At 55.3% G+C, this 23,267-nt stretch carries 18 protein-coding genes; 1 reads left to right on the forward strand and 17 read right to left on the reverse strand.

The window, feature by feature from the left end:
• Positions 1–737 precede the first annotated feature (737 nt).
• From ACR0AM_RS19645 to ACR0AM_RS19675, 7 genes are all read right to left on the reverse strand, one after another.
• Complete coding sequence (locus ACR0AM_RS19645; protein ID WP_480623780.1) at positions 738–1,595, reverse strand: methyltransferase domain-containing protein; 858 nt, start codon at positions 1,593–1,595, stop codon at positions 738–740.
• Between the two features lie 136 nt (positions 1,596–1,731).
• Positions 1,732–2,376, reverse strand: a complete 645-nt coding sequence (locus ACR0AM_RS19650) for a PIG-L deacetylase family protein (RefSeq protein WP_480623781.1) — start codon at positions 2,374–2,376, stop codon at positions 1,732–1,734.
• Between the two features lie 2 nt (positions 2,377–2,378).
• Positions 2,379–3,158, reverse strand: coding sequence for a sugar phosphate nucleotidyltransferase (locus ACR0AM_RS19655; RefSeq protein ID WP_480623782.1), 780 nt, complete (start codon positions 3,156–3,158; stop codon positions 2,379–2,381).
• 32 nt (positions 3,159–3,190) lie between these two features.
• Positions 3,191–4,459 (reverse strand): methyltransferase domain-containing protein, encoded by a 1,269-nt coding sequence (locus ACR0AM_RS19660; protein WP_480623783.1) that lies wholly within the window; start codon positions 4,457–4,459, stop codon positions 3,191–3,193.
• Positions 4,460–4,486: 27 nt separating this feature from the next.
• The gene (locus ACR0AM_RS19665; protein WP_480623784.1) at positions 4,487–5,665 is read right to left on the reverse strand and encodes a class I SAM-dependent methyltransferase; all 1,179 of its coding nucleotides are present in this window, start codon (positions 5,663–5,665) and stop codon (positions 4,487–4,489) included.
• Positions 5,662–6,903: a class I SAM-dependent methyltransferase gene (locus tag ACR0AM_RS19670; protein ID WP_480623785.1), complete on the reverse strand. Its 1,242-nt coding sequence runs from the start codon at positions 6,901–6,903 to the stop codon at positions 5,662–5,664. The genes ACR0AM_RS19665 and ACR0AM_RS19670 overlap by 4 nt, the downstream gene beginning before the upstream one ends.
• Before the next feature lie 3 nt (positions 6,904–6,906).
• On the reverse strand, positions 6,907–7,953 hold the full coding sequence (locus tag ACR0AM_RS19675) for an NAD-dependent epimerase/dehydratase family protein (protein ID WP_480623786.1): 1,047 nt from the start codon (positions 7,951–7,953) through the stop codon (positions 6,907–6,909).
• A gap of 825 nt (positions 7,954–8,778) precedes the next feature.
• Between ACR0AM_RS19675 and ACR0AM_RS19680 the strand changes: the two genes are divergently transcribed.
• On the forward strand, positions 8,779–11,217 hold the full coding sequence (locus tag ACR0AM_RS19680) for a LamG-like jellyroll fold domain-containing protein (protein WP_480623787.1): 2,439 nt from the start codon (positions 8,779–8,781) through the stop codon (positions 11,215–11,217).
• Positions 11,218–11,297: 80 nt separating this feature from the next.
• On the opposite strand, the gene ACR0AM_RS19685 is transcribed toward ACR0AM_RS19680, so the two are convergent.
• The 10 genes from ACR0AM_RS19685 to ACR0AM_RS19730 are packed head-to-tail and all read right to left on the reverse strand — an operon-like array spanning position 11,298 to position 23,263.
• Entirely contained in the window at positions 11,298–12,425 is a 1,128-nt protein-coding gene (locus ACR0AM_RS19685) for a glycosyltransferase family 4 protein (RefSeq protein WP_480623788.1), read from the reverse strand.
• 23 nt (positions 12,426–12,448) lie between these two features.
• A complete protein-coding gene (locus tag ACR0AM_RS19690) occupies positions 12,449–13,561 on the reverse strand; it encodes a glycosyltransferase (protein WP_480623789.1) in 1,113 nt (370 codons plus the stop codon).
• A 29-nt stretch (positions 13,562–13,590) separates the two neighbouring features.
• Complete coding sequence (locus tag ACR0AM_RS19695; protein WP_480623790.1) at positions 13,591–14,772, reverse strand: glycosyltransferase family 4 protein; 1,182 nt, start codon at positions 14,770–14,772, stop codon at positions 13,591–13,593.
• Positions 14,753–15,742, reverse strand: coding sequence for a glycosyltransferase family 2 protein (locus tag ACR0AM_RS19700; protein ID WP_480623791.1), 990 nt, complete (start codon positions 15,740–15,742; stop codon positions 14,753–14,755). Before ACR0AM_RS19700 ends, ACR0AM_RS19695 begins: the two co-directional genes overlap by 20 nt.
• 4 nt (positions 15,743–15,746) lie before the next feature.
• The gene (locus ACR0AM_RS19705) at positions 15,747–16,580 is read right to left on the reverse strand and encodes a glycosyltransferase family 2 protein (RefSeq protein ID WP_480623792.1); all 834 of its coding nucleotides are present in this window, start codon (positions 16,578–16,580) and stop codon (positions 15,747–15,749) included.
• A 2-nt stretch (positions 16,581–16,582) separates the two neighbouring features.
• Positions 16,583–17,524 (reverse strand): sulfotransferase, encoded by a 942-nt coding sequence (locus ACR0AM_RS19710; RefSeq protein ID WP_480623793.1) that lies wholly within the window; start codon positions 17,522–17,524, stop codon positions 16,583–16,585.
• Positions 17,493–18,869: a hypothetical protein gene (locus tag ACR0AM_RS19715; protein WP_480623794.1), complete on the reverse strand. Its 1,377-nt coding sequence runs from the start codon at positions 18,867–18,869 to the stop codon at positions 17,493–17,495. The genes ACR0AM_RS19710 and ACR0AM_RS19715 overlap by 32 nt, the downstream gene beginning before the upstream one ends.
• Positions 18,859–21,225, reverse strand: a complete 2,367-nt coding sequence (locus ACR0AM_RS19720; protein ID WP_480623795.1) for a glycosyltransferase — start codon at positions 21,223–21,225, stop codon at positions 18,859–18,861. The genes ACR0AM_RS19715 and ACR0AM_RS19720 overlap by 11 nt, the downstream gene beginning before the upstream one ends.
• On the reverse strand, positions 21,222–22,394 hold the full coding sequence (locus ACR0AM_RS19725) for a glycosyltransferase family 4 protein (RefSeq protein WP_480623796.1): 1,173 nt from the start codon (positions 22,392–22,394) through the stop codon (positions 21,222–21,224). Before ACR0AM_RS19725 ends, ACR0AM_RS19720 begins: the two co-directional genes overlap by 4 nt.
• Positions 22,391–23,263, reverse strand: a complete 873-nt coding sequence (locus ACR0AM_RS19730; protein WP_480623797.1) for a hypothetical protein — start codon at positions 23,261–23,263, stop codon at positions 22,391–22,393. The genes ACR0AM_RS19725 and ACR0AM_RS19730 overlap by 4 nt, the downstream gene beginning before the upstream one ends.
• Positions 23,264–23,267: the final 4 nt, after the last annotated feature.

Consider the following 23,267-nt stretch of genomic DNA (forward strand, 5'->3'; position numbering starts at 1 on the left):
CAGGCGTTTCCAGCCGAACAAAGGCCTCGGACCCGGACACACCCGACGCTACCGTCGCACCGGAAGGTGCCGTAAATGTCCACACATTGGGATCAAGCATACCCGACGCAAAATCGTCCGACTGAAAGGTCATATAGCCCCCCACGAACTGTAAAACAGTTTCCTAGTTAACAAACCGCAGCAAAAATTCGCCACAAAATCGCCTTTAACCCTACGAGGTCTTACGCACCTTGCCAAGGTGTGGCTTTCTCCTCGCGAGAATTTCATCAATTGCATCCAACGATGCTACGATAATCTGTCAATTGATCACAATTGAGCAACGATAGTCTTTCGGCTTTTGCGGAACTGGAAAGTATCAGGCTCGCTATACTTCTGGATTAAGGGTTTGCAGCGGAAAGGGCGGGCGGCGGGCCTTCTAATCCCCTTGGCTTGATGCGCTTCCAAGGCGATTCGTGCGCCACCTCAGATGGTTGTTTTTAAGTGCTTTTCTTCAAAATTAGGCGATGGCAAAGGCACGTAGGATACTCTTAGAAGCTGTTTTAGGTGACAAAGGAGAACCACACCGATGAAGACCATCCCCCTCGGGACGCTTTCCGAGGCCATGTGTTTTCACACCCTTCGCGAGGATGCGACAAACGCATTCGAATTCGCTTCTTAAGCGGCATAGGTCCGCGCTGCATTGACCCGGCGGGCGGGACCCAAAATGTGGCAAAATTATGGCACCTTTGAGGCCTGCCCTATGAAGCCCGGCGGGCTGCCACAACATAGTAGCCACCTGCGCCGAAGCGAAGCGCCAGAAACTCCGCTCTTGCCGAAGCAAAGGTAAACCTACGCCTGCGCGATCCCTTGAAGCGGAATATCTTGCCGAGAAGGAAATCGGGAACGCCCCAGATAAAGCCGTGACGAGCGAGGATGCGTGACGACGGCAGAATCTTCTGCGTCCAGTCCTCGATCCCGATCGAGCCAAAACCAACATCCGCCATTGCCGCCTTGAAGCGTTCAATCGTCGTCAGTTTGAAGCCGCTGTAACCCCGGCCCCACTGATCCAGGATGCGCTTTTCCAGCCTGCCTGGATTATCTTTCATGTGAAAGTGATCTGCCACTATCAGACGCCCGCCAGGCTTGAGAAGGCGGTAGGCTTCGCGCAAAAAATCGCGCTTATCATCAAGCCAGGTAACGCTTTCGATCGCGAGAATGACATCGAAGGATTCGTCTTCGAAATCCATATCCGTAAAGTCCATTTCTTCAAATTGCACCTGATCTTGAAGCGCGGCTTCTTTGGCAGCGACCCGCGCTGTCGAGCACTCGCGCTCCTCAATGGTAACTCCTACTGCTTTGCAGCCGAATTCCCTGGAGAAATAAATGCAGGTGGAACCAAGCCCACATCCTGCGTCAAGAAGGCGATCGGTCGGTTTCACATCCGCGATGCGGCCAATCTGAACATTGGTCTGCTCAAGAGCTTCCTGGAGCGTATCTACCCCATCCCAGCACCCTTTTCGCAAAGCTCCGGATTCCGAAACGTTCCATCCCGCAATTTCTAACGCCCCGCGGTTCATGTAGTCAGATATGCGCTTTCGAAGGCTCTTCGTCTGCACTGCACTTACTCCCTTTCAATGGCACCTTCAAATTGCGTATTAAACCAGGCCACGTTGAGCCAGGTTCGGTGCCCGGATCAAGAGATTCGAACGACAAGCGGATGGTCGCCAATCTCAAGAAATCGGGATTCCAAACCTAGAATGCCATACTCAGTTTTCTGGCGTAGAATCCCTCAGCCAAATGTTCCGGGGCATTGCACTCAAGCCCGCGCAGGCGCATCAAACCCCTGAATGTCAAATCGTCAAACCAATGTTTGCCGACCTGCGACCTGAAACATGACATGAGATTTTCGATCTTCCGATCCGTGTCGGAAACGGTCGCAGGTACAAAAAAATTCGGAGCGCCGAGATCTCCATCCCATTTCGGAATTTCATATTCCAGAATAGCGTTGTTACGAAACGTATTCCACGTCGCCTGAGAAACCGCGCGATGATCCTGATGCAAATCCTGACCATAATGCGTGAGTATCAGATCGGGGTTCAGCGGCTTCAGATCTTCGAGTAAAGTCTTGAGCTCACTGATCTGGCCCGGAAAATGACCGTCCTGAAACTGTTCGACCCGAATGTCAGGTTTGCCCGCGCCTTCCAGAAACCTGCCTGCGCTTTCGGTTGCTTCCTCTCTTCGAGCTCCGCTTGCCGAACATACAACCCAGACCACTTGGGCATCCGGATTCTCACGAATGAGCTTCAGCACCGTTGCGCCCGCTCCGATTTCAATATCGTCACTATGCGCACCAATGCAGAGAATGGTTTTGAGATTACTAAACCGGACACCCTGCATGTCTAGTCGGCGCTCCAAACCTGCCAGGGCGTGTCACCGGCGGCCACCTTGTCGTCAAGCGCCTGCTTTTCCTTGAATGTGTCCATACAGGTCCAGAACCCCTGATGTTGATGGGCAAAAAGCCTTTGCTCCTTGACCAGACGCTCGAACCCTTCGATGACAAGTTCTTCGCCTTCATGGAGTTTGTCGAAAATCTCCGGGCGCAATACGAAGTAGCCGCCATTCATCCACATTCCCGAGTCTTTGACATCAGAAATTCTCGAGATCAGACCTTCTTCACCGAACGATACAAGATGGAACGAATAAGGTGGCTTCACGCAGCTGAACCCGGCAACGGCATCGGTTTTCGAAAAACCCTCGATCATGGTGTTCAAATCCATGTTCGTCAGCGTATCTGCGTAATTGGCAAGGAACATTTCCTCGCCCTCCAGATGCTCACGCACCTTAAGAAGCCGTCCACCGATATTCGTGTTCTGACCCGTGTCCACGAAGGTGATGCGCCAGTCGCTGATATCGTTCCCCAGCATCTCGACCTTCTTGCCGCTCTGCTCCAGAACGAAATCGTTCGTAAGACATTCATCATAGTCGAGGAAGAATTTCTTGATGGTCTCGCCCTTGTAGCCAAGGCACAGGATAAAATCCGTGTGCCCAAAGGCGGCGTAATAGCGCATGATGTGCCACAAAATCGGGCGACCACCGACCGGGACAAGTGGCTTCGGAATCTGGTCTGAATAATCTCTCAGCCGGGTGCCCTGGCCACCGCAGAATAAAACCACCTTCATTTGCCGTCTCCGTTCATATCAACTGCTCAGGGCTAGACACACTCGGGTGTTTCCAGGCTCAGCGTTTCGACCTTGGGCACGAAACGGACGATTTTGGCGCCCCAATCCGCAGTATAAGAAAGTTGCTGCGAAATTTCCTCGGAAAAGTTCCACGGCAAAATGACGATAACGTCAGGCTTCGTCTCTGATATCTTTTCCGTCGGGAAAATCGGGATGCGCGAACCTGGTAGAAACCTTCCGTGTTTGTAGGGATTGCGATCGACGGTATACGCGATCATGTCCGGTTTGATCCCGCAATAGTTCAGGAACGTGTTCCCCTTTCCCGGAGCACCATAGGCCACCACCTGCTTTCCCGCGCGGTTGGCATCAATGAGAAACTCAAGCGCAGCGCGCTTTGTTTCGCGCACCTGTTCAGAGAAAGCGGCATACGTTTCAATCCGGTCCAGACCCGCCGCCAATTCACGCCGTTCGAAATCGCGCAGGCGATTTGTTACGGGCTTGCTATCGTCTTCAACGTGGCATCCGAAGATGCGCAGCGATCCGCCGTGGGTGGGTACCTCTTCGACGTCGAAAAGCGTTATTCCGTGATGGGCGAAAATGCGCTTTGCAGCCAACAAGGAAAAATAACAGTAGTGTTCATGATAGACCTGATCGAATTGATTTCCCTCCATTGTCGCCAATAGATGAGGGAACTCAATGGTCATGACCGCACCCGGACGCATCATGATCTTCAATCCTGCGACAAAATCGTTTAGGTCGGGCACCTGCGCCAAAACGTTCTTGCCAAGAATGAGATCGGCATCGCGCCCCTGTTCAGCAAATCGCCTTGCCGTTTCGGTGCCGAAAAATTCGACCTCCGTCGGTACGCCCCTTTCTATGGCGACCTTTGCAACATTCGAGGCGGGCTCGATGCCGTAGCATGGAACGCCCATCTTCACGAAATGCTGTAGGAGATAGCCGTCATTGCTGGCCACTTCCACAACCTGGCTTTTAGCGTTCAACCCAAAGCGATTTTGCATATCCAGGCAGTAAGTCCGGGCATGTTCCACCCAACTGTCTGCGAATGAAGAGAAATACGCGTACTCGGTAAAAATATGTTCGGCTGGAACAAACTCGTCCACCTGCGCCAGAAAACACTCGTGGCACACGAATGCATGAAGCGGATAGACCGGCTCCATCTTGGAATAATCGCCGGCCGCTACAAAGCTCTCACAAAGCGGCGACATACCCAAATCGACAAGGGTATGTTCAAGCTGAGTTCCGCAAAAACGGCAAGGAAACGAACCAATAGGATCACTCATGAAAACCACTATATCTGAAACAAATAATCACGCCTCAATTAGTACAGGAGCGATGCCCAATCGCGCAAGCGACATTTCAACTTCGCTGCGGTAGATGCGATTCATCAGTATGATCGTATCTGACGGGTCGTCAACAATGTCTTCGGCAGACACAATTTGTTGCCCTGTCCCCGACAGATACTTGCCCTGCTTGAACGGGTTGATGTCGACGACCTGTCGAATCAAATCGTGATCCTGCATCATATTCAGGAAACCCACAGCCTTTGCGCCGCCGCCCCAGATCGCAACTGACCTGCCCTCTTTTTTCCACAACTCCAATTGCTCAGACCATCTGTCGCGCCGATCCTTTTGGCCAAGCGCGAAATCGCGCACCTGAGACCGCAGCGCCACGAGGTCCAGATCAGTCCGGGCGCTGCTGATACCTGTGGGTCTGGCGCGGGCCTCTATGGACAGGAACTGGCGTTCATAAGGTTGCTCGACCCGCAAAACGTCAAACCCGCATTCGGTGAAAACACGGGCAAGCGAGGCCGGAGAAAAATATGAGCAATGCTCGTAGATGATATCCCAGGTCGATCCCTGACGAACAATCAGATCAAGATTGGGAACCTCAAAATAGATCGTGGTGCGCGAAGGGTCCGAGATCGACCGGTGGATCATGTCCAGGAAAGCCTTCGGCTCGGGAATATGTTCGAAAACAAAACGCGACGCCAGCAGGTCGGCCTGAAGCTCAGCGTGTTTCTCGGAATAGTAATCGTTGCTCCAGGTGATCCGGTCGTATCCCGGGGAGTTGGGTCTGTCACCGTCGAATGACGGATCAAAACCGTATCCGCGGTTCTCTCCCTCCGCACATAGCATACTCAGAAAATCACCCTTGCCGCAGCCGATATCGACGACGGTTTTCCGGTTCAGCGAATAGGTCTCTATCAGCCGCTCGACAAGCGTTTGGGAATAGGTCTGAAAGGTTGGCGAGAAGTGCAGGGAATTGTCATACTTCTGATCGTAGTCCAGCAATTTTGGATCAAAGCGGATGTTCCAGACAAATCCGCAATCAGGACAAAAGGCGAGAGAGATATCTCCCTTCCTGCATCCCCTTGCAGACGCGGCGTCCTCCCAAAGGACACCGATCAGGACAGGCTGGCTCTCAAGTTCAAAGAAAACTTCGCCGGATGTACCGGTGCACACAGGACAAGGTGGAACAGAGATCATGTCAGAACCTTTTCGAAAGACCTGTCGTTGACAGTACATATCTCTGGTTCAAGACCAAGGCGAAGCAGGTCGGCGGCAATTTCGTTTCGATAAATCGGGTTCATTACGATCACTATATCAGGTGAGAACTCGGATAAGTCGGCCGGGCTAACAATCGGCATAGTACATCCCGGCATGTAGGCCCCGCGCCGACTTGGGTTTATGTCGACGACACAGACAACGTTCTGTGGCACTCCAAGGGCTGTCAAAAATCCAACGGCTTTGGAACCGGACCCCCAAAGGGCGATGCGCTTTCCGGTTTTTTGCCAGGTTTCAAAGAGATCTTTCCACGAGGCTATCCTGCCGGTGACCTCTGTGGTGAATTGCGCGATCAGCTTGGCCGTCTTGGCGTCGCTTTCTGCGTCGCGCGTCGGCGGACCCGGGGTACTACCCTCGGTCGGGGCGGCGTCAAGCAGCAGGTATTGGTTCTGATAAACCTGCTCGACTTTCAGAACATTGAAACCAGCCAAAGAGAACGCGGCGGACAAGGACGCTACGGTGAAATACGACGCGTGTTCATAGTAAATGTCCCAGAAAGCCCCTTCTTCCAGGATGCGCTGCAGATCGGGTACTTCGAACCCAAGCCGAACCGACCCGCCGGAACAGGCATTTCTCACCATCCGGAGAAACCTTGAGATTTCGCCGATATGTTCGAGCGTATGCCTGCACACGATAAAGTCAGCATCAACCGCACCGTGCTCCGGCGCGAAATACTCGGGACGGATATCGATCTTGTCGGCAAGCCCGTCCGCCCGGCTCGGTCGGAAGGCCGGATCGTAACCCGTCCCTCGACCACCGGATTTCGAACAGATGAGTTGCAGGAAATCGCCCCCACCGCAGCCAATCTCAAGAATATGGCGACCGGCAAGATCATACCGGTCCACCCAATCCTGGGCTATGCCCTCTACAAAGGCGGCAAAGGTCTGCGAATGACCTTGCGAATCCTCATATCCCTCGCCGTATGAGACAAGGTCCGGATCAAACTCTGCGTTGAAGGCAAGGCCACAAGCCGGGCACCAATGCAGCACCATATTTCCGGACGGGAAAGAACCCGCTGTTTCCGCATCCCGCACCAAAACCGTACTTTGGACAGGAATGTTTTCGAAACGGAACAGGGCGTCGATTCTCTCGGCTTCGCCGCACGACGGGCAAACGGGGGATTTCCCTGCAACCCCTCCGCTCCCGGCAACCGTGTTCATCTGTCAAATTGCCTGTGAACGGGGCTTGCTCCAGAAAAGCTCTCCGTCCAACGCACCCTCCGCAAGATGACCTTTCAGAGACTTGAGACGGATGAACTTGTCCCCCTCGAAGTCATTTAGTTTCAGGTCGCTTTCACGGTACGAGCGCAAGAGCTCCTCGATCCCCGCCGGCACCGTCCAAACGGGCTCGAAGCCAGGCAGATCGTTTTCCGCCTTGGAGAAGTCGACGCGGTAACACCGCGTGTCCGGCCCACCACCGGGTTCGTAGACGATGCGACTGTCCGGCACGATCTGTGCCACGAACTCGGCGACATCCTTGACCTGATAGTTTTCTGACGACCGGCCAATATTGAAGGGTGTGTCATGAACTGTCTCGGTCGGTGCTTCGAGGGCCGCGACGACGGCCCGGCAGATGTCCTCGACGTGGACCAGCGGACGCCATGGCGTTCCATCGCTTTTGATCAGAACTTCGCCATTCAGATAGGCATAGCCGACCAAACTATTGACCATTAAGTCCGCCCTGAGTTTCGGCGATGCACCGTAAGCCGTCGCATTGCGCAGATAGACCGGAGAAAAATCACGGCTCGCAAGCTGGGAGAGGATCGCCTCGCTTCGGACCTTGGATTCACCATATGGCGTCACAGGGTTGAATTCAGCGCTTTCATCAAGAACGTCTTCCGGGCTCGCCGCCCCGTAAATCGAGCAAGAAGATGCAAACACAAATCTGGACACCCCTGCTTCCTTGGCGGCAAGCCCAAGGATCGATGTTGCATCGGCATTGATATCGTAAGTGCAGGCCGGGTTAATGTCACCCATCGGATCATTGGACAAGCCCGCCAGATGAACGACGGCGTCAATTCCACTGAAATCCGCCGCCGTGACGTTTCTGATGTCTTTCCGAATTATCCTGTCTGGTGGGGGCGCGTCCGAGAGCTCGCAATCCTCAAAGAAGAACGTGTCGAGACCTGTAACTTTGTGCCCTCTTTCCTTCAAAAACCCAACAAGCACGGCTCCAATATAGCCGTCGTGACCAGTAACGAGTACGTCCAAACCTAAAACCCTTGAACTAGAATCCTGCGCGTATAGTTGCACTCTTTATCTTCCGAGACAATAGGTGGCGAGGCTGCTGCTTCGGCACAATCAACGCTGTTTGCGGGCATGGGTCCGCAGCAATTCTCCTATCAGAGCCCGACAGGAACAGCGGCAAGCAGTGCCTCGGCCATGGGGTTCATCACATTGGCCGCGGGGTTGAGGTTGAAACACTCTTATTCTTGCATCAGGACTTCGCTGCAACCGGGGGCTCGAACTTTTGGAGCAAGGGCGATTCCACGTCCCATGCCGTCGAAAACCCAAGACTAAGAATGAGCGTCGTGCCCAGGCGACCACCAAGCTGATTCGGGCGATCCGGTATAGGTCACCCCGAGTCGGAAAAGACAAAGTTGCATGTACAACTGTTTCTTTCGATTCTCGGATGCCCGTCCACGCCAATACCGCCCTTCCCGGCCATTTCTGTCTTCGAAATGCCACAAATACCTTAACCCCGGGAACACGTCCTCGGCGTCATCCGCGAAATTTCACCTGTTGAATATGTCCAAGTGGCAACTTTCTGCTCGATAGCTGTCATAACCCTAATTCCTGTTGTGCCACGACACACCTTCGAACAGTCATAATCCTGCCTTCTAAGGGCGCAGATCTTGCCTTTGAGTTGCCCTATTCGATGGCTAACCTGATTCTGGAAAGTAAGCGGTACGTAGCTGCACTTGTGAAATTCGCAGCTCACTGAAGAACAAGGGATGAGGTCGAGCACCAGTTTCCCTAACTACCACTCAACGCTCGCAACGCGACTTTGGGGAGTCGCCAGCGAAAGGAACACTTATGACTGTCTACTATTCTTCCGACTTTGGCTGGAAAGCTGGTCAGAATGTCACGAGCCAGCTTGCTTCGCTGGTCGATAGCACGTTCAAGGCCGGCGATACATTGGTACTTGACCACATGTACGACCTGAACGCCGGAGCGCAGATACAACTGCCGGATTCCTTCACGCTTGCCGCCCGGAATGGCGGCGGCTTTGATATGCAAAACACATCGTCCACAGATCGCCCGATGATCCTGATGGGCGACGGTGGCACTCTGAACAACATCACGATTACCGCAAGCGGTGCTCCGACCAAAGCTTTCGAGGGCCTCAATCCCGTGCGCGGCGAACACTTTGATCCTGCGCGGGCAATCGGCATTCTGGGTGTCGATGACGTAACGATCAAAAACAGTTCGTTCTCTGGCAATATCGGCCAGTTTCTGAATGTCCACGACAGCGACAATCTGGTTGTACGGGAAACGCACTTTGACGGCGCACGCTCGCAGGTTTCTCTTGGTGGCGATGTGGCGGACGCGCTGTTCTACCGCAGCCATTTCGAAAACTCGGTTGGCGACGGCATCAAGACAATCTCGGGCAACATTCTCCGTCCGAAGGTAATAGAAAGCCTGTTCGAAGAGAACACGCGCGACGGTATCGATACCACTGGCGGCTTCAAGGATGGCCTGGTCAAGGACTCGGTATTCTACGGCAATACTCATGCGATGGACATCAAGACGTTCATCTACGAGACCAGCGATCTAAGCCGCACGAATATCAACAGTAACATCCGGATCGAAGGTGGCTATGTCGGCGGAACAACCAGCGCATTCGTGACGTCCTACAACGACTATACCGGCCAAGTAAACGCCGGGAATGCCGACGAGTATATCCCGCATGGAATTAGCGTGACCGGCATGACATTCGAGGACATCGGTTACGCATTCCTTGTTAAGGACGGATATGACATCAACTGGTCGAATTTGATTTTCCAGAATGTTGGCACCGACGCGCGCATCATGAACATCAATGCGCCAAGTGGCTGGCATCGTCTGTCCGGTGACAATCAGGATATCGGAGGTGACTACACCACAGCGCCGAGGCAGAACAAATCTGCGGATGAACTGTGGGGCTTTGAAGCAGGTGCCAGCAACCAGCTTGATCTTGGGGATGGATCAGCGCCTGATCCGACCCCGGCTCCCGAGCCTAGTCCAGAGCCCGCTCCCGAGCCTAGTCCAGAGCCCGCTCCCGAGCCTAGTCCAGAGCCCGCTCCGACACCTGCAGAACCAGGCAGCCTTCTGTTCGAAATCAACGGCGACCGGGAATTTGATGGGTCCAAGGGCTCCGTCATTCAGGTTGCCCCTGCGGCGAACACCAAAGTAGACAGCGCAACCATCGCGTTCTCCTTCAATGCAGACAAGGTGAGTGGGAGCCAGGGCCTCGTATCCAAGGATGCGTCCGGCTATGATACAGGTGCCGGTCATTTCACCGCCTATCTGGATGGTGCCAAACTAAAGGTCCGGTTCCAGTCGGATTCAGGTGACAAGACCTTTGTCGTCAACAATATATCCGCAAATCAGGACTATGACGTCAAAGCCTCTTTCGGCGACGGAAAAGTCGCACTTTGGGTTAACGGCAATCTTGTCGGAGAGGCCGCGTCGGACATGAGCTGGGCAGGGAACAACGAGTACCTGCAAGTTGGGGCCAATGGTTGGGCCAGCGGTTCCGGAAAGGCCGGGTTCAGCAATGTCTTTGATGGCACGATCTCGAATGTGACCGTGACTGAGGGCTTTGGGACCGTTCCCGGCGCGCCGGGCGATTCCTCTGAATCCCTTCCCGAACTGAAACCGGAACCCGCGCCCGCACCCGAGGTGACCCCTGAGCCGACACCCGAGCCGGAGGTCGATCTCGGCGAGCTGGGAAAGATTCTGTTTGAACTGTCTGGCGACACCGAATTCAACGGCAGGAATTCTTCCGTTGTAGAAGTGCAGCCCTCTGACAATCTGCAAACGGACAGCGCAACGATTTCGTTCACGTTCAACGCCGATACGGTAAGTGGCCGCAAGGGTCTTGTCTCAAGGGACGCGTCAGGAATGGATGCGGAAAACGGACACTTCACCAGCTACATCGAAAACGGAAAGCTCAAAATCCGTTTCCAGCAGGATGGTGATGAGCAGAACTTTGTGATCAATAACATCCAGGCCAACAAGGACTATGAGGTCACGGCAAGCTTTGGCGATGGAAAAGTCAGTGTTTGGCTCAACGACAAACTTGTCGCCGAAGGCAATCTGGACATGGGCTGGAGCAGCAGCGACGAGTTCCTTCAGATTGGTGCCAACGGCTGGGCCAGCGAGGCCGGACAAGCAGGGTTCATGGATGTGTTCGACGGAACGATCTCGGATGTTTACGTCTTTGATTCGGACCTGACACCACAACAAATTGACGACGTTTTCTTGATCTAAGAAAAAAGTGCTGGCGGCTTCGGGCCGCCAGCACGCTACCTGCTTCTTCAGGCGGCAGACGTAACCGAAGACCTGCCCCGTTACCGGCCTTTCCCGCGCAAAGTCAGAATTTTTAACGTATCCTGATAGGCTTGTATCACAAATCTCTCATCGTATTTCGCCTCGACCAGGGCACGCCCGGCTGCACCCATTTTTCTGCGACCTTCCGGTGTCGTTCGCGCAATAGCCAGCATGGCATTAGACAGATCCTCGGTGTCCCTGGGATGAACCAGAAAGCCGCTGTCCCCATCCACCACAACGTTCCTGCATCCGGGTGTGTCTGTTGTAATGAGCGGACGCCCGCATGCTGCGCCTTCCAACAATGCCCGTGGAGTTCCCTCGCGATAGTAGCTGGGAAGAACAATGCAATCGGCCGCATGAAAATAGGGGATTACGTCCCGAACCGGGCCCACATAGTCGATTACCCCTTCCTCGACCCATTGCTGAACCTTTTCCTCAGGAACCACGGCTGCATTCGGGGCCTCGGTTCCCCCGATAATGCGGAACACAGCGTTCGGAGTTACCTTTCGCACGATACGGGCGGCTTGGACATACTCTCCGATCCCCTTTTCCCAAAGCAAGCGGGCCACCATCAGGAAGACCGGCGCATCCGCCAACCCCGAAACAGGCTGGTATTCAAAGCGCGTAAGATCAACACCGGACCCCGGCAACACCGCAGTGCGTTCGCCGGAGACCACTTTGGCTGCAAGAAACTGTTCACGGTCTTCCATGTTCTGAAAGAAAACCACCGGCGACGTTCGAAAGGCAACCTTGTAGAGTTTCCGGATTATCCTGCTCAGAACGGAATTATTGGAAAACACAGAACCGAGTCCGGTTATATTCGGGATAAGCGGGAGTCCAAGCGCGCGGGCAGCAAGCCCAAGGTAGACATTGTTCTTGATCGTATAGCTGAGAACGACGTCCGGGCGGGCCCGCTTTAGATGGCAATAGGCAGAAACAAGGGTGGCCAGTTCCCGCGGAGGCGAGGTTCCGCGCCGGTCCATCCTGAAATCAAGCAATTGACACCCGGTTGCCTTCAATTCCGAAGAATATTCATCGAAAGGGGCCAGCAGGATGACCTCATGCCCGTCTTCGACCAGCTTCCGGATCAGGCCCATCCGAAAATTGACCAGATTGAACGATGTATTCGCCGAGATTAAGATTCTCATTCCAACGTGCCCTGAATTATCACTTAATTTCCATAAATCGACTTTAGACGTTGCCGAATAGTCCGAAGTTTTGCGCGCCCGGCAACGTCGGCCCACAGATAGAAGTTTGAATGCCAGGCCTGATTTTCGGGACGACGATCAGACGTCAGAGAGGCAAACAGATCCATCCATTCATGCTTGCCAGCTTCGGGACCGTATTTTTCGGTTACTTCCATCCGGCTGGCTTCGCCCACCGAGTATCTCAACGCCGTGTCGCTGACCAGCCGGGACAACAGGTCGAACCAATCATCCCGGTTGCAGAGAAATCCCGTTTTGGTGTCCGTTATTGCCTCTGAGAATGCTGGCGATGGCGAGGCAACTGTCGGGACACCAAAGGCCGACGCTTCGATGAATTTCAATTCACTGCGGGCATTGGCGAAATCCGAAGTTGTATCAAGCGGTGCAAGATTGATGTCGATCCCGCCCAAAAGGCCGATAAATTCCGCATAAGGACGAAACGGCTCAATACGAAACCGATCACCCAGCGTATGAAAGCCCGGGTCAACTTGCAATTTGCCGCCGACGACAAGCCGCACGTCCGGGTTGGCGTGCATCAGCCTGAGAAGCTGAGGAGCAATCATCGCGAAATCCGCGTCGTGATGCGCCGAGCCGCTGAAATACCCAATCGTGGTGTAGCGATCCGATTGGGTCACATTGGACGCGGCGTCAGCCGCGAGTCTGAGCACATCCTGAGAAAGCTTGTTGCGTAAAATTCTGCAGTCCTGATGAAAACTCGCCACCCGATCACGCAAAAAGCTGGTGGATACCGTGACCACATCCGCAAGGCGCATGGTTCGCTCGATTGAACGGGAAAATACTTCGTCACCCGGATTTTCGGTTACAAAATCGTCAATATCAAAGACAACCACCGCTCCACGGCTGCGTGCCAGGGACACTATCTTTTCAGTCAGCGAATCGTATCGGACCCGATGAAGGATCAGCACGCGACATTGCGTTGTCGGTGCAGCCAAAAGGTAGTCGGCCTGCGCCGTCAGATCTGCGGCATTCAGAAAGCGCGCCGGTTGTACACAGCGCATCTCGGTCGTGCCATACCCGAGCATCGGGCGAAAGGACAGGAACTGAACATCGACGGTCATATCAGGAATCCCTGTGGCACCAGAGCGGATCAGGAAGCCAAATCCGAATAGATTTGCTTCATGGCCCTTGCGCAATCCGCCCAGCGGTAGCGCCTTGAATGGGCAAGCCCATCCGCTTTCATGCGATCCCGAACGGCCTCGGACGAGCAAATTTTCACCAGATCAGCGGCAAAAGCCTCGGGGTTGGCCGTGTCCGTCAGGCATCCCGCGTTTCCCGCCACCTCGGGCAGGGAGCTCAGGTTCGATGCAAGAACGGGTGTTCCGCTTGCCATCGCCTCCAATACCGGAAGGCCAAACCCCTCGTAGAGTGAAGGATGAACGTACAAATCCGCCGCCTGATAAAGCGCCCGAAGCTCGTCATCGGAAACAAAACCCGCTAGGTGAACACGCTCTTTCAACCCCGGCACCGACAGTTCCTGTTGCAGATCCTTGCTATCCCAGCCGAGACCCCCAACCAGAACAAGGTGATGGGGAATGTCATTCATAGACCGCGCAAACGCCTTGAAAAGCCCCTGAATGTTCTTGCGCGGGCTGATTTGGCCCGCAGACAAGATAAAAGGCGTATTTTCGGGCAAGGCTGAAAGCTGTTGCACGACGGTCATGTCGGCGGGTTCAAAAAACCGCTCGGACACACCTTCAAGCACCACGCGCAGCCGGCCTTCGATTGCGGGCCCAACATATTCGCGAACCTCATTGGCCGTCGTCTCGGACACGCATACGATGACATCTGCCTTGTGAACGGCCTGGTCCAGGCTGCGCTGCATAACCCAGGGCCTCGTATTGCGAAAAAATTCGGGATGGGTCAGCGGACCCAGGTCGTGAATTGTGACGACATAGGGTTTTCGCGTGGCAACGGGATAACCCAGCGATACCGCGTGAACGACATCGACCGGTGCGTTGAGGCGTGCCTCGATCGTTGGCCAATCCAGAAAGGTCCACATCAACGATGTACCGCGACGCCCCAGCCCGGTCAGACGCAACCCTGTTTCTGCCATGCGCCGTTCCAGCGCGTCCGGGGCGAGCGAGCTCCAACCGGCAACGGGAATGACATTCAGGCCGTTCAGTTCGCGCAATGAATCAAATAGTTCGCGCGCATAGCGCGCCAGACCGTGACCTTTTTGGTCTGCGAACTGATTGGCAAAGTAGGCGACATTGGGAGCGATTGCCGAAGCTGACATTTTGCCCAAGGTGTTAGTGGCTTCGAATTGCAAGAAAGGTTCTCCCGAAAATTGCGTTCCATTTGGAGCGCAGTACTTGGCGCAAGGCAGACGGCAGCACCGATCCCAGAAGGGCTGCCCAGGAATCCGCAGACCAGGGCCAGATGACCAGCGCCATCAAATAGTGGCCCATGGCTTTGCCGCGCTGGTTGAGATAGTGCAGATGAACCCGCCCTGCCCGCCGGTGATAGCTGGAAAGGGCCGCCAACCGCACGGCCAGACCCTGCTCTCGTCTGAGTGACGCATATTTTTCAAGAATCCGGCGGTATGCGACAAGTTCCCGAATGGGATCGGACGCGGTTCGCGGGCCGGAGTGCTGGCGAAGATCAACCAATGCCTCGGGCACGCTTGCGATTTTCGTACAGGTCGCGATGCGAATCCACATATCCCAATCCTGTCGCGCCTTGAGGTCCTCATCGAAACAACCCGCTTCTTCGAACAGATCACGGCGGACAATATAGGTTGATGTCGGCGCGGTCACGTCGCTGACCAGCAGCGCTTTCAACAGGTTGCCTTCGGGGTAGGTTCGCCGGGGTTCCGCAATGACCTCTCCTGTCTCTGCCACGACCTCGCGCAGACCGGTATAAGCGGCCCCATAATCCGGGCGGGACTCGAGCAGCTTCAATTGCTTGCCCAGTTTTTCCGGACGCCAGAGGTCGTCACTGTCGAGAAAGGCCACGTAGCGACACCGCGCCAGACAGATGCCACGGTTTCTGGCTGCATTTCCACCCCTGCGATCCTGCCGCTCGAACTGAACCCTGAATGCCGGATTGTTGTCCGTCTGCCACTGTTGGACCCGCTCGGCGGTGTCATCATCCGACCCATCATCGACTATGATCACTTCTTCAGGCGCAAAATCCTGCTGCATAACGCTGGTCAGCGCTTCGCAGGTCAGCTTCGCCCTGTTGTAGGTAGGAATTACAACCGAGACGGTCGGGACCTTGGTCTTTTCGGAGGTTTGCAATTGCCTAACCTTTCCAGGATACCTGCTTTTCGAGGCTGTCGCGATCAATCGCGTTCTGTCTATCCCAAACCAGCGCACGAGTCCTGAATACCGAAGTTGCCGAGTGTATAGCGGCAACCATGCCAGGAACCCCGTCCAGAAAACCGCGCTGCAGGATGTAACGCTTAATAAACTCGACAAGCGAGCCTGCCACCATACTGAACCCCGAGACAGGCTTGCCCGATCTCTCAAGATCCTGCGCATTCATCGCGACATAACGCGCGCTTTTTTGCAGGCGCTCGGCGAATGAGCATTCATTGAGATGCGCAATCTTTTTTTCGAGCTGCCCAATTCGGGCTTCGCCACCCTCGATTTCACAACTTTCGTGCAGCGCCCCGACAAAACGATGGCACCCGCGCCGGGCGAGTTGTGGCCGGTTCCACGAATCCCAACCACCATGATTAACAGGCCGATGGAGAAAGTAGTTCTGACGGCGGTATCTGTAAGCGTCGTAGTTGGTACTGCGGATATTATCGAGGATTTCCTGTGCCAGATCACGCGGGATGCGTTCGTCGCAGTCAAGGTGAATCAACCAATCACCGCTGGCGTTTTCGATGCCCACATTGCGTTGTCCTGCATATCCCTCCGCCTCAACCATGGCATGAGAGACAAACCTGACCCCGTCTCCTGCTTCCATCGCAATTCCGGGTGTATCATCGGTGGATTTGTCGTCGACGATTACGATTTCATCGACCCAATCAGCGAGATTGTCCAGAAGGTGAGGTAGGTTCTGCTGTTCATTCCGGCTAATAACAACAGCTGACAGCGTTGGCCGATTTTCCGTTGGTGGTGTGGCCATGGTTACGGTTCCTTCTGTAAAATTGCGCGGAGGCGAAAATAAATTGACCGAAACAAGCGGTCCCTGCGCCGGTTCAGCCAAATGCGAAACCTCTGCCGCCGCGACGTGTCCGAGAATGCCGACCCGGATGGATTTTCCTTGCCGTGTGCGTTGTCAAGATCGGCATCCGCATAGTCCATCGACTGCGCCATCTGGCGGACCGCCGGATGCAGGTTCAGCACGTAACCCGGGTCATTCTTCCATTTCTCACCAGAACCCGAGCGGGTTCCTTCGCCCATGGTTTCGTCCGGCGCTACCTCGATAAATCGTGCGATCTCGGCGAACCCATCGACCGGGGACGCCACCAGATCCTCGTAGCGAATGCGCATATAGCTGTCTTTTGGCAACATTCCTTCAATCGCCAAAAGGTTGCGGCAACCATTGAGCCAGGCCAGTTGCCGTGTCTGCGGATCCGTTCCGAACAACTTGGCCGCCGAATACATCACCCCATGCGGGTTTCGTACAAGCCCGATAACCTTCACGGTCAGATCGGTCCGCCCGATCCATTCCAACATCAGGCTCAGCGCCGCCCATTGCGCAAGAATTTGAGGTGACTTTTCAAAGAAAACAGGTTCCGGATTGACCCTGACAAGGGCTTCCCACCCATCGAAAATAAGCGCACGGTCATCCGTCGGAGGATCAAAGTCCGGAACGCATTTTGCGAGCAAATCTATCATCAGGTCGCGGGCGTTACCTTTGCTTCCATAGCCATTGTACCGCTTTTGAGTTGCGAACAACGGCCCCGGCTCATCCAGCAAAACTGCCGCCATCAACCACCAGTGCGTTTCAAGATACCTGTGAGGCGAATACGCGACGGTATCTACAGCCGGATGGCGGCAAATCTCGTCCTGGAACATGGTGGATCCAGAGCGCTTATCCGAAAGCAAGATTACGACTGTACGCATAGGCTTGTCTTGTACTGGGGTGCCGGCGAGCCGGAACGGTGAAATGTGGGATTGCTGAGACAAGGCCAATTACCAAAAACAAAAGCATTGAGCCTCGCGGAGTGGAAACGGCGGCATGCCCGAGCATGGCCCAGGGAATGATTGCAACCATGGCCAGGAACAGAGGTTGCGCAATCAGCTGTTCCATTGTCGTGCGCCGTTGCAGCGCAAGGTTGGCGGTAAAGAAAAGCGCCCGGGCAATAAGGAAAACATAAAGAAACGCGGCGATCATACCGTAGGAGTAATAAGCGATCGCAAAGACGGCATGCGTGGCTTGGCTGGCCTGTTCGGATCTGGCCCCGGCAGATGTGTAACGGACAGTCGTGCCTTCACCGACAAAAAGAAAGCTCGGTTTTTTTGCGACGTGGCCAAAGGGTTCGGAATATGCCAGCGATCGTTCACTTTCGCGCTTGTTCTCGTAGGGAGACTCGAGCGAGGCGGCGAAACTTCGTTCCAGACGTTCGAAGTAGAACAACTGTGATCCGACGCCTATGAAGAATATGATCCCTGCCCCTACGATCATGGGTAAGATCATCCCGCGCTTCACCTGCCGCAAACCCAGAACAAGGGCAAGGACGGCAATCAGGATGGTGCCCAGAATCGGACCGCGGGAATAGCTCATAAGGACACCCATCGGGGCCAGCATGCAGGCCAGCAAGGCGAGTTTTCGCCAACCGCCCGCCACCCACGGCCAACGCATCAGCAAGGCTGCGAAAGGCCAGCAAATATTTATGAATGTCGCACCCAGTATGGATACCCCGACCAGCGTTCGACCCCGGATTCCACGCTCGGGCGTATCCAGTAGCATCGAATTGAGCTGCCCGGCGGCAGGCTCCAGAAACTTGCGCGAGAAAATCAACTGACTGACCGTACCCCGGGTTCCCGGAAGCGACGTGAGGATCATCAACGAAGCCGTCACGATCAGCCCGACGACCAGCGCTTTCAGTACAAACTCGAAATCCTGGCGGGTTCGAATGTATTTTGGGGCCAGAAAGAACACGCTACACGCCAAAACCGAGCGGAACATCACATAGACGGAATCCTGTAATGTGCCAAAGCGGATCATTCCGGAAATTTCACTGACAAGTGCAAAAACCAGAATGGCGACAACGGTACCCGCAAACATCCGGCAGCGTTTCGGAACCGGGGGCAGCTTCTGTGCCGAAAACAGCAGGCACAATACAAGGACATCGACCAGATAGATGGGCAAGGGGCCAATCTTCAGGTTTGCCTTCGGCACCGCAACAAGCACGAACACAAACGTGGCAAAAAGCTTGATACCCGGTGTATGTCCCTTAAGCCACATCGGAAGGTCTCATCCCCAGTTTTTCATAGAACGATTTGTGCGCTTCTAGGAAACGGACCATATCGTACTTTTTTGCCATTTCGAAACCCGCCGCGCCCATTCTGCGGCGCTCATCGGGGTTTTCAGCCAGAAACCTCACTGCCGATGCAATCCCTGCCACATCTGAGGGGTCTACAAGCCGTGCGGCGTGACCGTCGCGCCCCACAACCTCGCGCAATCCTGGCACATCCGCAGCGATAACCGGCAGGCCGGCGTTCATCGCCTCTACCGCAGCAAGGCCGAAACCCTCCCAGTTCGATGGAATCAGGAAGGCATCCGCGGTTTTCAACAATTCGGACACGTTTTCCACATAGCCGAGCAGGTTCACGCGGTCCTTAAGCCCAAGTTTGCTTGTCAGGCGTTCCAGAGTGGCACGTTCGGCACCCTCGCCCGCTATGGAGTATCGCACAACGCCCGCTGGCAGCTGCGCCAAGGCATGCACAGCCGAATCATAATTCTTAGCGGGCGTCAGCCGTCCCACGGATACGATGTGAAACGGCCCGTCTAACCCGGTTCTATCCGGCAAATGGTCAAAGAATAAAGGGCACCCGTTTTCAATCACGGTGGTTCTGTTCGCCAGCCATGGATGCGTTCGAAGCAATTCTGCTTTGACACCGTCACTGATCGCAATGATCTTCTCGTAAGAGCGATAGACCTTTTCGTCGATCAGGCCGCCAAGGGCATGGCCCCGTCGGCGATTTGACGTGCTGTGCTCGGTGAACACCAGCCGACCCGGTAAATGGCCCGTGCGCGCAAGTGCAGCAACATGGGCGCTGGATGGAAACAGGTGCACATGCACAATATCGTTGGCTGCGATGCCGCGCGCATAGGCTTTCAGGCGTAACAGGGCACGGGGATCATAAGGGCTCGACAGTCCCAGCGAACACGCGCCTTCCAGATCACCCATATCGCAGTCTTCAAGCGCGACCAGTTTAGCATCGAAACCCGATTTCCGAAGTCCAGCGTGAATCTGACGAGCGACACGTTCGGCTCCGCCCCGGCTGAGGTCCACACTGTTGATGATCTGATGCACCCGCAGGCCTTCCTGCTTGGTAGTCGGCGGGTTGACGTTGGCAATTGCCGGTGCCGTGGGTGCCGCCTTTTTTCCCTCCAGCCGTGTGGCAATATCCCGGATAATCTTGCGGTGACGTTTCGGCAGCAGCCGGGACATCAGGCGCTGTCGAAACACCGGGTCCGGTTCGAATTTTGACCAGGGCATCGGAGACCAGGTTGGGGGCGGCTCGGCAATGACATCATCGAACAGCTTCTTGTAGGAAGCTGCACATGCTTTGGTCGAGTATTTCTGCCGCGCGGCTTCGGCCACAGCCAGGCTCATATCTTTCAAACGGGCACGATCACCGGCGAGTGACGCAATTGCCGTCGCAAACGCCCCGGTATCACCAGTGTCACAGAGCAGGCCGGTACGCCCATCTTCGAGCAGGAAGTCGGTGATCCCGTGCAGCCGCCAACTGACCGGGACGGCGCCTGCCGCCATGGCTTCCAGCAGCGCGTTCGGGCAGCCTTCAAAATGTGACGTGAACAGGAACAGGTGGGTATGGGCCAGAAATTCAGGAATCTCTTCCGGGGACAGCGTGCCGACAAATCGGACACGCCCGTCCTCAACCCTTGTGGCAAGGGCTGCCCTCAGGTCCTCCTCGTGTTTTCCTTTGCCCGCAATTCTGAGATGGTAGGAAATACCCGCCGCATCGAGGCGATCCAAAACCGACGGTATGTACATCACGCCCTTTTGCCCGTGTTCCAACCGCCCTAGAAAGCCAAGGGACAAAGGCTCGACAGCGCTGTTGATACGCCCCGCTGCATCCGCGAAACGATCGGTCACCGCCCCATTGGGGATCAGGACAATATTGTCGGAATCGACGCCGTAGTCATTGATGAGATCGCCCTGCAAACGAGGCACCAGGGCGACAAACCGAGCGACCCTGTCCCGCCCGATCAGCGACAGTCTGTACCCTTCCTCAAAACCATTTGCACAACGTGCAACTACCCTGACCTTTTCAGGCAGGTGCGGCAGCGAACTGAGAATGGCCGGGGAATTCACCCCGATCACGATATCGATCTCCTGATCTTCGCACCATTCAGCAAAAACGCGCGCTTGCGTCCGCAGATCGCGCGTATCCGCGGCCAACTCTACGCATCCCTGATCGACAAATGCGGCCTCGGTGATCTCAGCCTGATCAAGACCCACTGAAACACAGCGCATGTCCACACCAAGGCGCAAAAACTCAGGTCGCATATTGCGATAAAACGTAAACGTCCCGCCGTCTTTTGGCACGGAACCAAAGGCAACCCGGATCATAGGTCGACCTCCATCTGCCGGGCAGCTGGTTGCGTGATCTGGCTTTCGCCGCCAAAGATCACGCGGTTGAGCTTGCGCGCCAGCTTGCGTGCATCGAAATGCTCCTCAACACGGACACGTCCTGCCCGGCCCATTTGCCGCGCCATGCCCGCGTCCTGGGCCAGACGCGATATGTTGGCGGCCATCGCTTCGACGTCCTGCTCTGGCGACAGGTAGCCCGTTTCCCCCTGGTTTACAGTTTCAGAAAATCCGTTGTGATCAGTAACAGCTACAGCCGTCCCGGACGCCATGGCCTCGAGCAGCGAAATGCCCTGACTTTCCTGATCTCCGTTCTCGGCTGTAACCGAGTGCTGAATGAAGATCGAAGCGACAGCCATCCGCTCTCGGACCTCGGTATGCGCGCACGCCCCTTTCAGGGTCACAGCATCCTCGATGCCCAATTCCCGGATCAGGGGAAGACATACCGCTCTCTCAGGGCCATCGCCAATAATCTCGAACCGCAGCGACGGATGATCCCGCCGGGCCAGTTCAAACGCGCGGATCGCCAGATCGGGTCGCTTTTTGCGTGTCAGCCGCCCGACCGCGATCACCAGATTAGGGTCTTTGCGATCGTCCGCGGCGAACTCATCAATCTCGATACCGCAAGGAACGATTTCTATCTTGTCCGCAGGTATTCCCATGCCTTTAAGGATTCTTGCGAAATGCTGTGATCCGCACAGAAATCCCCGGGCGTCCCGCGCCAGCAAACGATAAGCGTATCGCATGTCCAGGCGCTGACCAAGGACCGTCGCATCGTAGCCGTGAAAATTGACGAACAACGGAAGGCCCGACCGTAGGCAGAATTCACGAAGGGCACAGCCCGTCGTGCCGAATTCAGCAAGAATGGCAGTGACGCCGTGGCCATTCAGGAATTTCCCAAGATCGGCCTCCTCCTGCCGGGACAGGGCGGCGCGATACCCTGTTCTCAGAAATTTTGCCATCGACCCGAAAGGATTGCGCCTCGAATGCTCGTTCCCGCGCACGCAATGAAACGGCAGACCGAGATCCGGGGCGGTATCACAGGCCATGCCTATTCCAACCGTCTCCCCCGGACGCACCAGACGCATGTGCTGTCGAACATATGTCTCGGCCACCGCATTGGGATTGTGTGTCGCAACGGCCAGGGTCATTTGCCGGCCCCTTTCTCGGCGGCGCTGAGGCGATCGTAAAGCGCATCACACATCAACCGGACCCGGTCGGACAGATACCCCGGCTTGCGGACCGGAGGGTTGATCCGGCGGGTGGTGAGGGGGAACGCCAGACGGGGCGGTGCAAAACCGATGGACGTGGTCAAAGCCGCCATGCAAACGTCTGGCTCATTCAGCAAAGTCCGGTAATCCAGCAGCCTTATCCGATCATCCCGGTCGAAGCCCAGGTCGAAATAGATTTCGTTTCGCCGCACCCAGTACAGCGCATAGATATCCCGCCGGCGGGCATCGCTCCCGGGTTCTGCATCGCTCAGATCATCAATACAGGCGTGTATGTCCTGCCACAGCTTCTCCAGGTCCCAATGACCGGACGCGTCCGTTTCGACACGCCGGGAAATCTCTTCAAAATCCCCCGGCCATTTTCGCATCATTGACGCGACAACTTCGTCCGCTTGGCGGAACATCATGACGGCCCGCGCGCCCTCAATCGCGTCAAGGATTTCCGCAGCTTTGTGAGAGGCCAGCAATGAACGTGCCGCGACAAAATCACCATGCGCCGCATTTATTCGCCTGCCAAGCTCGGGAAGTTCGGGCCAGACCGTTTTCGCCGGATCAATCGACAATTCGCTGAATTCGCCAAACACCACCGAGCGGGAATCGGCACGAAACAAACGCTCAAGGTGGGTTGTGCCGCTTCGCTGGCATCCGAAGATGAAAAGAGTGGTCTTGGGGTGCGCCCTGAACAGTTGGTGATACACCCTTTTCCCACCCTCGAACATCTGAAATGAGCGCGACGCCACCCGATATTCTATCGAATTCTTGATACGAGTCAGGGTCAAGGGGTGCTGCATTGGC

This window comes from Ruegeria sp. AD9 (assembly GCF_056542305.1).

Coding starts and splice junctions, on each gene's coding strand:
- ACR0AM_RS19650 (WP_480623781.1), bottom strand. CDS start 2,376: ATGCAGGGTGTCCGGTTTAGTAATCTCAAAACCATTCTCTGCATTGGT.
- ACR0AM_RS19655 (WP_480623782.1), bottom strand. CDS start 3,158: ATGAAGGTGGTTTTATTCTGCGGTGGCCAGGGCACCCGGCTGAGAGAT.
- ACR0AM_RS19660 (WP_480623783.1), bottom strand. CDS start 4,459: ATGAGTGATCCTATTGGTTCGTTTCCTTGCCGTTTTTGCGGAACTCAG.
- ACR0AM_RS19665 (WP_480623784.1), bottom strand. CDS start 5,665: ATGATCTCTGTTCCACCTTGTCCTGTGTGCACCGGTACATCCGGCGAA.
- ACR0AM_RS19670 (WP_480623785.1), bottom strand. CDS start 6,903: ATGAACACGGTTGCCGGGAGCGGAGGGGTTGCAGGGAAATCCCCCGTT.
- ACR0AM_RS19680 (WP_480623787.1), top strand. CDS start 8,779: ATGACTGTCTACTATTCTTCCGACTTTGGCTGGAAAGCTGGTCAGAAT.
- ACR0AM_RS19685 (WP_480623788.1), bottom strand. CDS start 12,425: ATGAGAATCTTAATCTCGGCGAATACATCGTTCAATCTGGTCAATTTT.
- ACR0AM_RS19690 (WP_480623789.1), bottom strand. CDS start 13,561: ATGACCGTCGATGTTCAGTTCCTGTCCTTTCGCCCGATGCTCGGGTAT.
- ACR0AM_RS19705 (WP_480623792.1), bottom strand. CDS start 16,580: ATGGCCACACCACCAACGGAAAATCGGCCAACGCTGTCAGCTGTTGTT.
- ACR0AM_RS19710 (WP_480623793.1), bottom strand. CDS start 17,524: ATGCGTACAGTCGTAATCTTGCTTTCGGATAAGCGCTCTGGATCCACC.
- ACR0AM_RS19715 (WP_480623794.1), bottom strand. CDS start 18,869: ATGTGGCTTAAGGGACATACACCGGGTATCAAGCTTTTTGCCACGTTT.
- ACR0AM_RS19720 (WP_480623795.1), bottom strand. CDS start 21,225: ATGATCCGGGTTGCCTTTGGTTCCGTGCCAAAAGACGGCGGGACGTTT.
- ACR0AM_RS19725 (WP_480623796.1), bottom strand. CDS start 22,394: ATGACCCTGGCCGTTGCGACACACAATCCCAATGCGGTGGCCGAGACA.
- ACR0AM_RS19730 (WP_480623797.1), bottom strand. CDS start 23,263: ATGCAGCACCCCTTGACCCTGACTCGTATCAAGAATTCGATAGAATAT.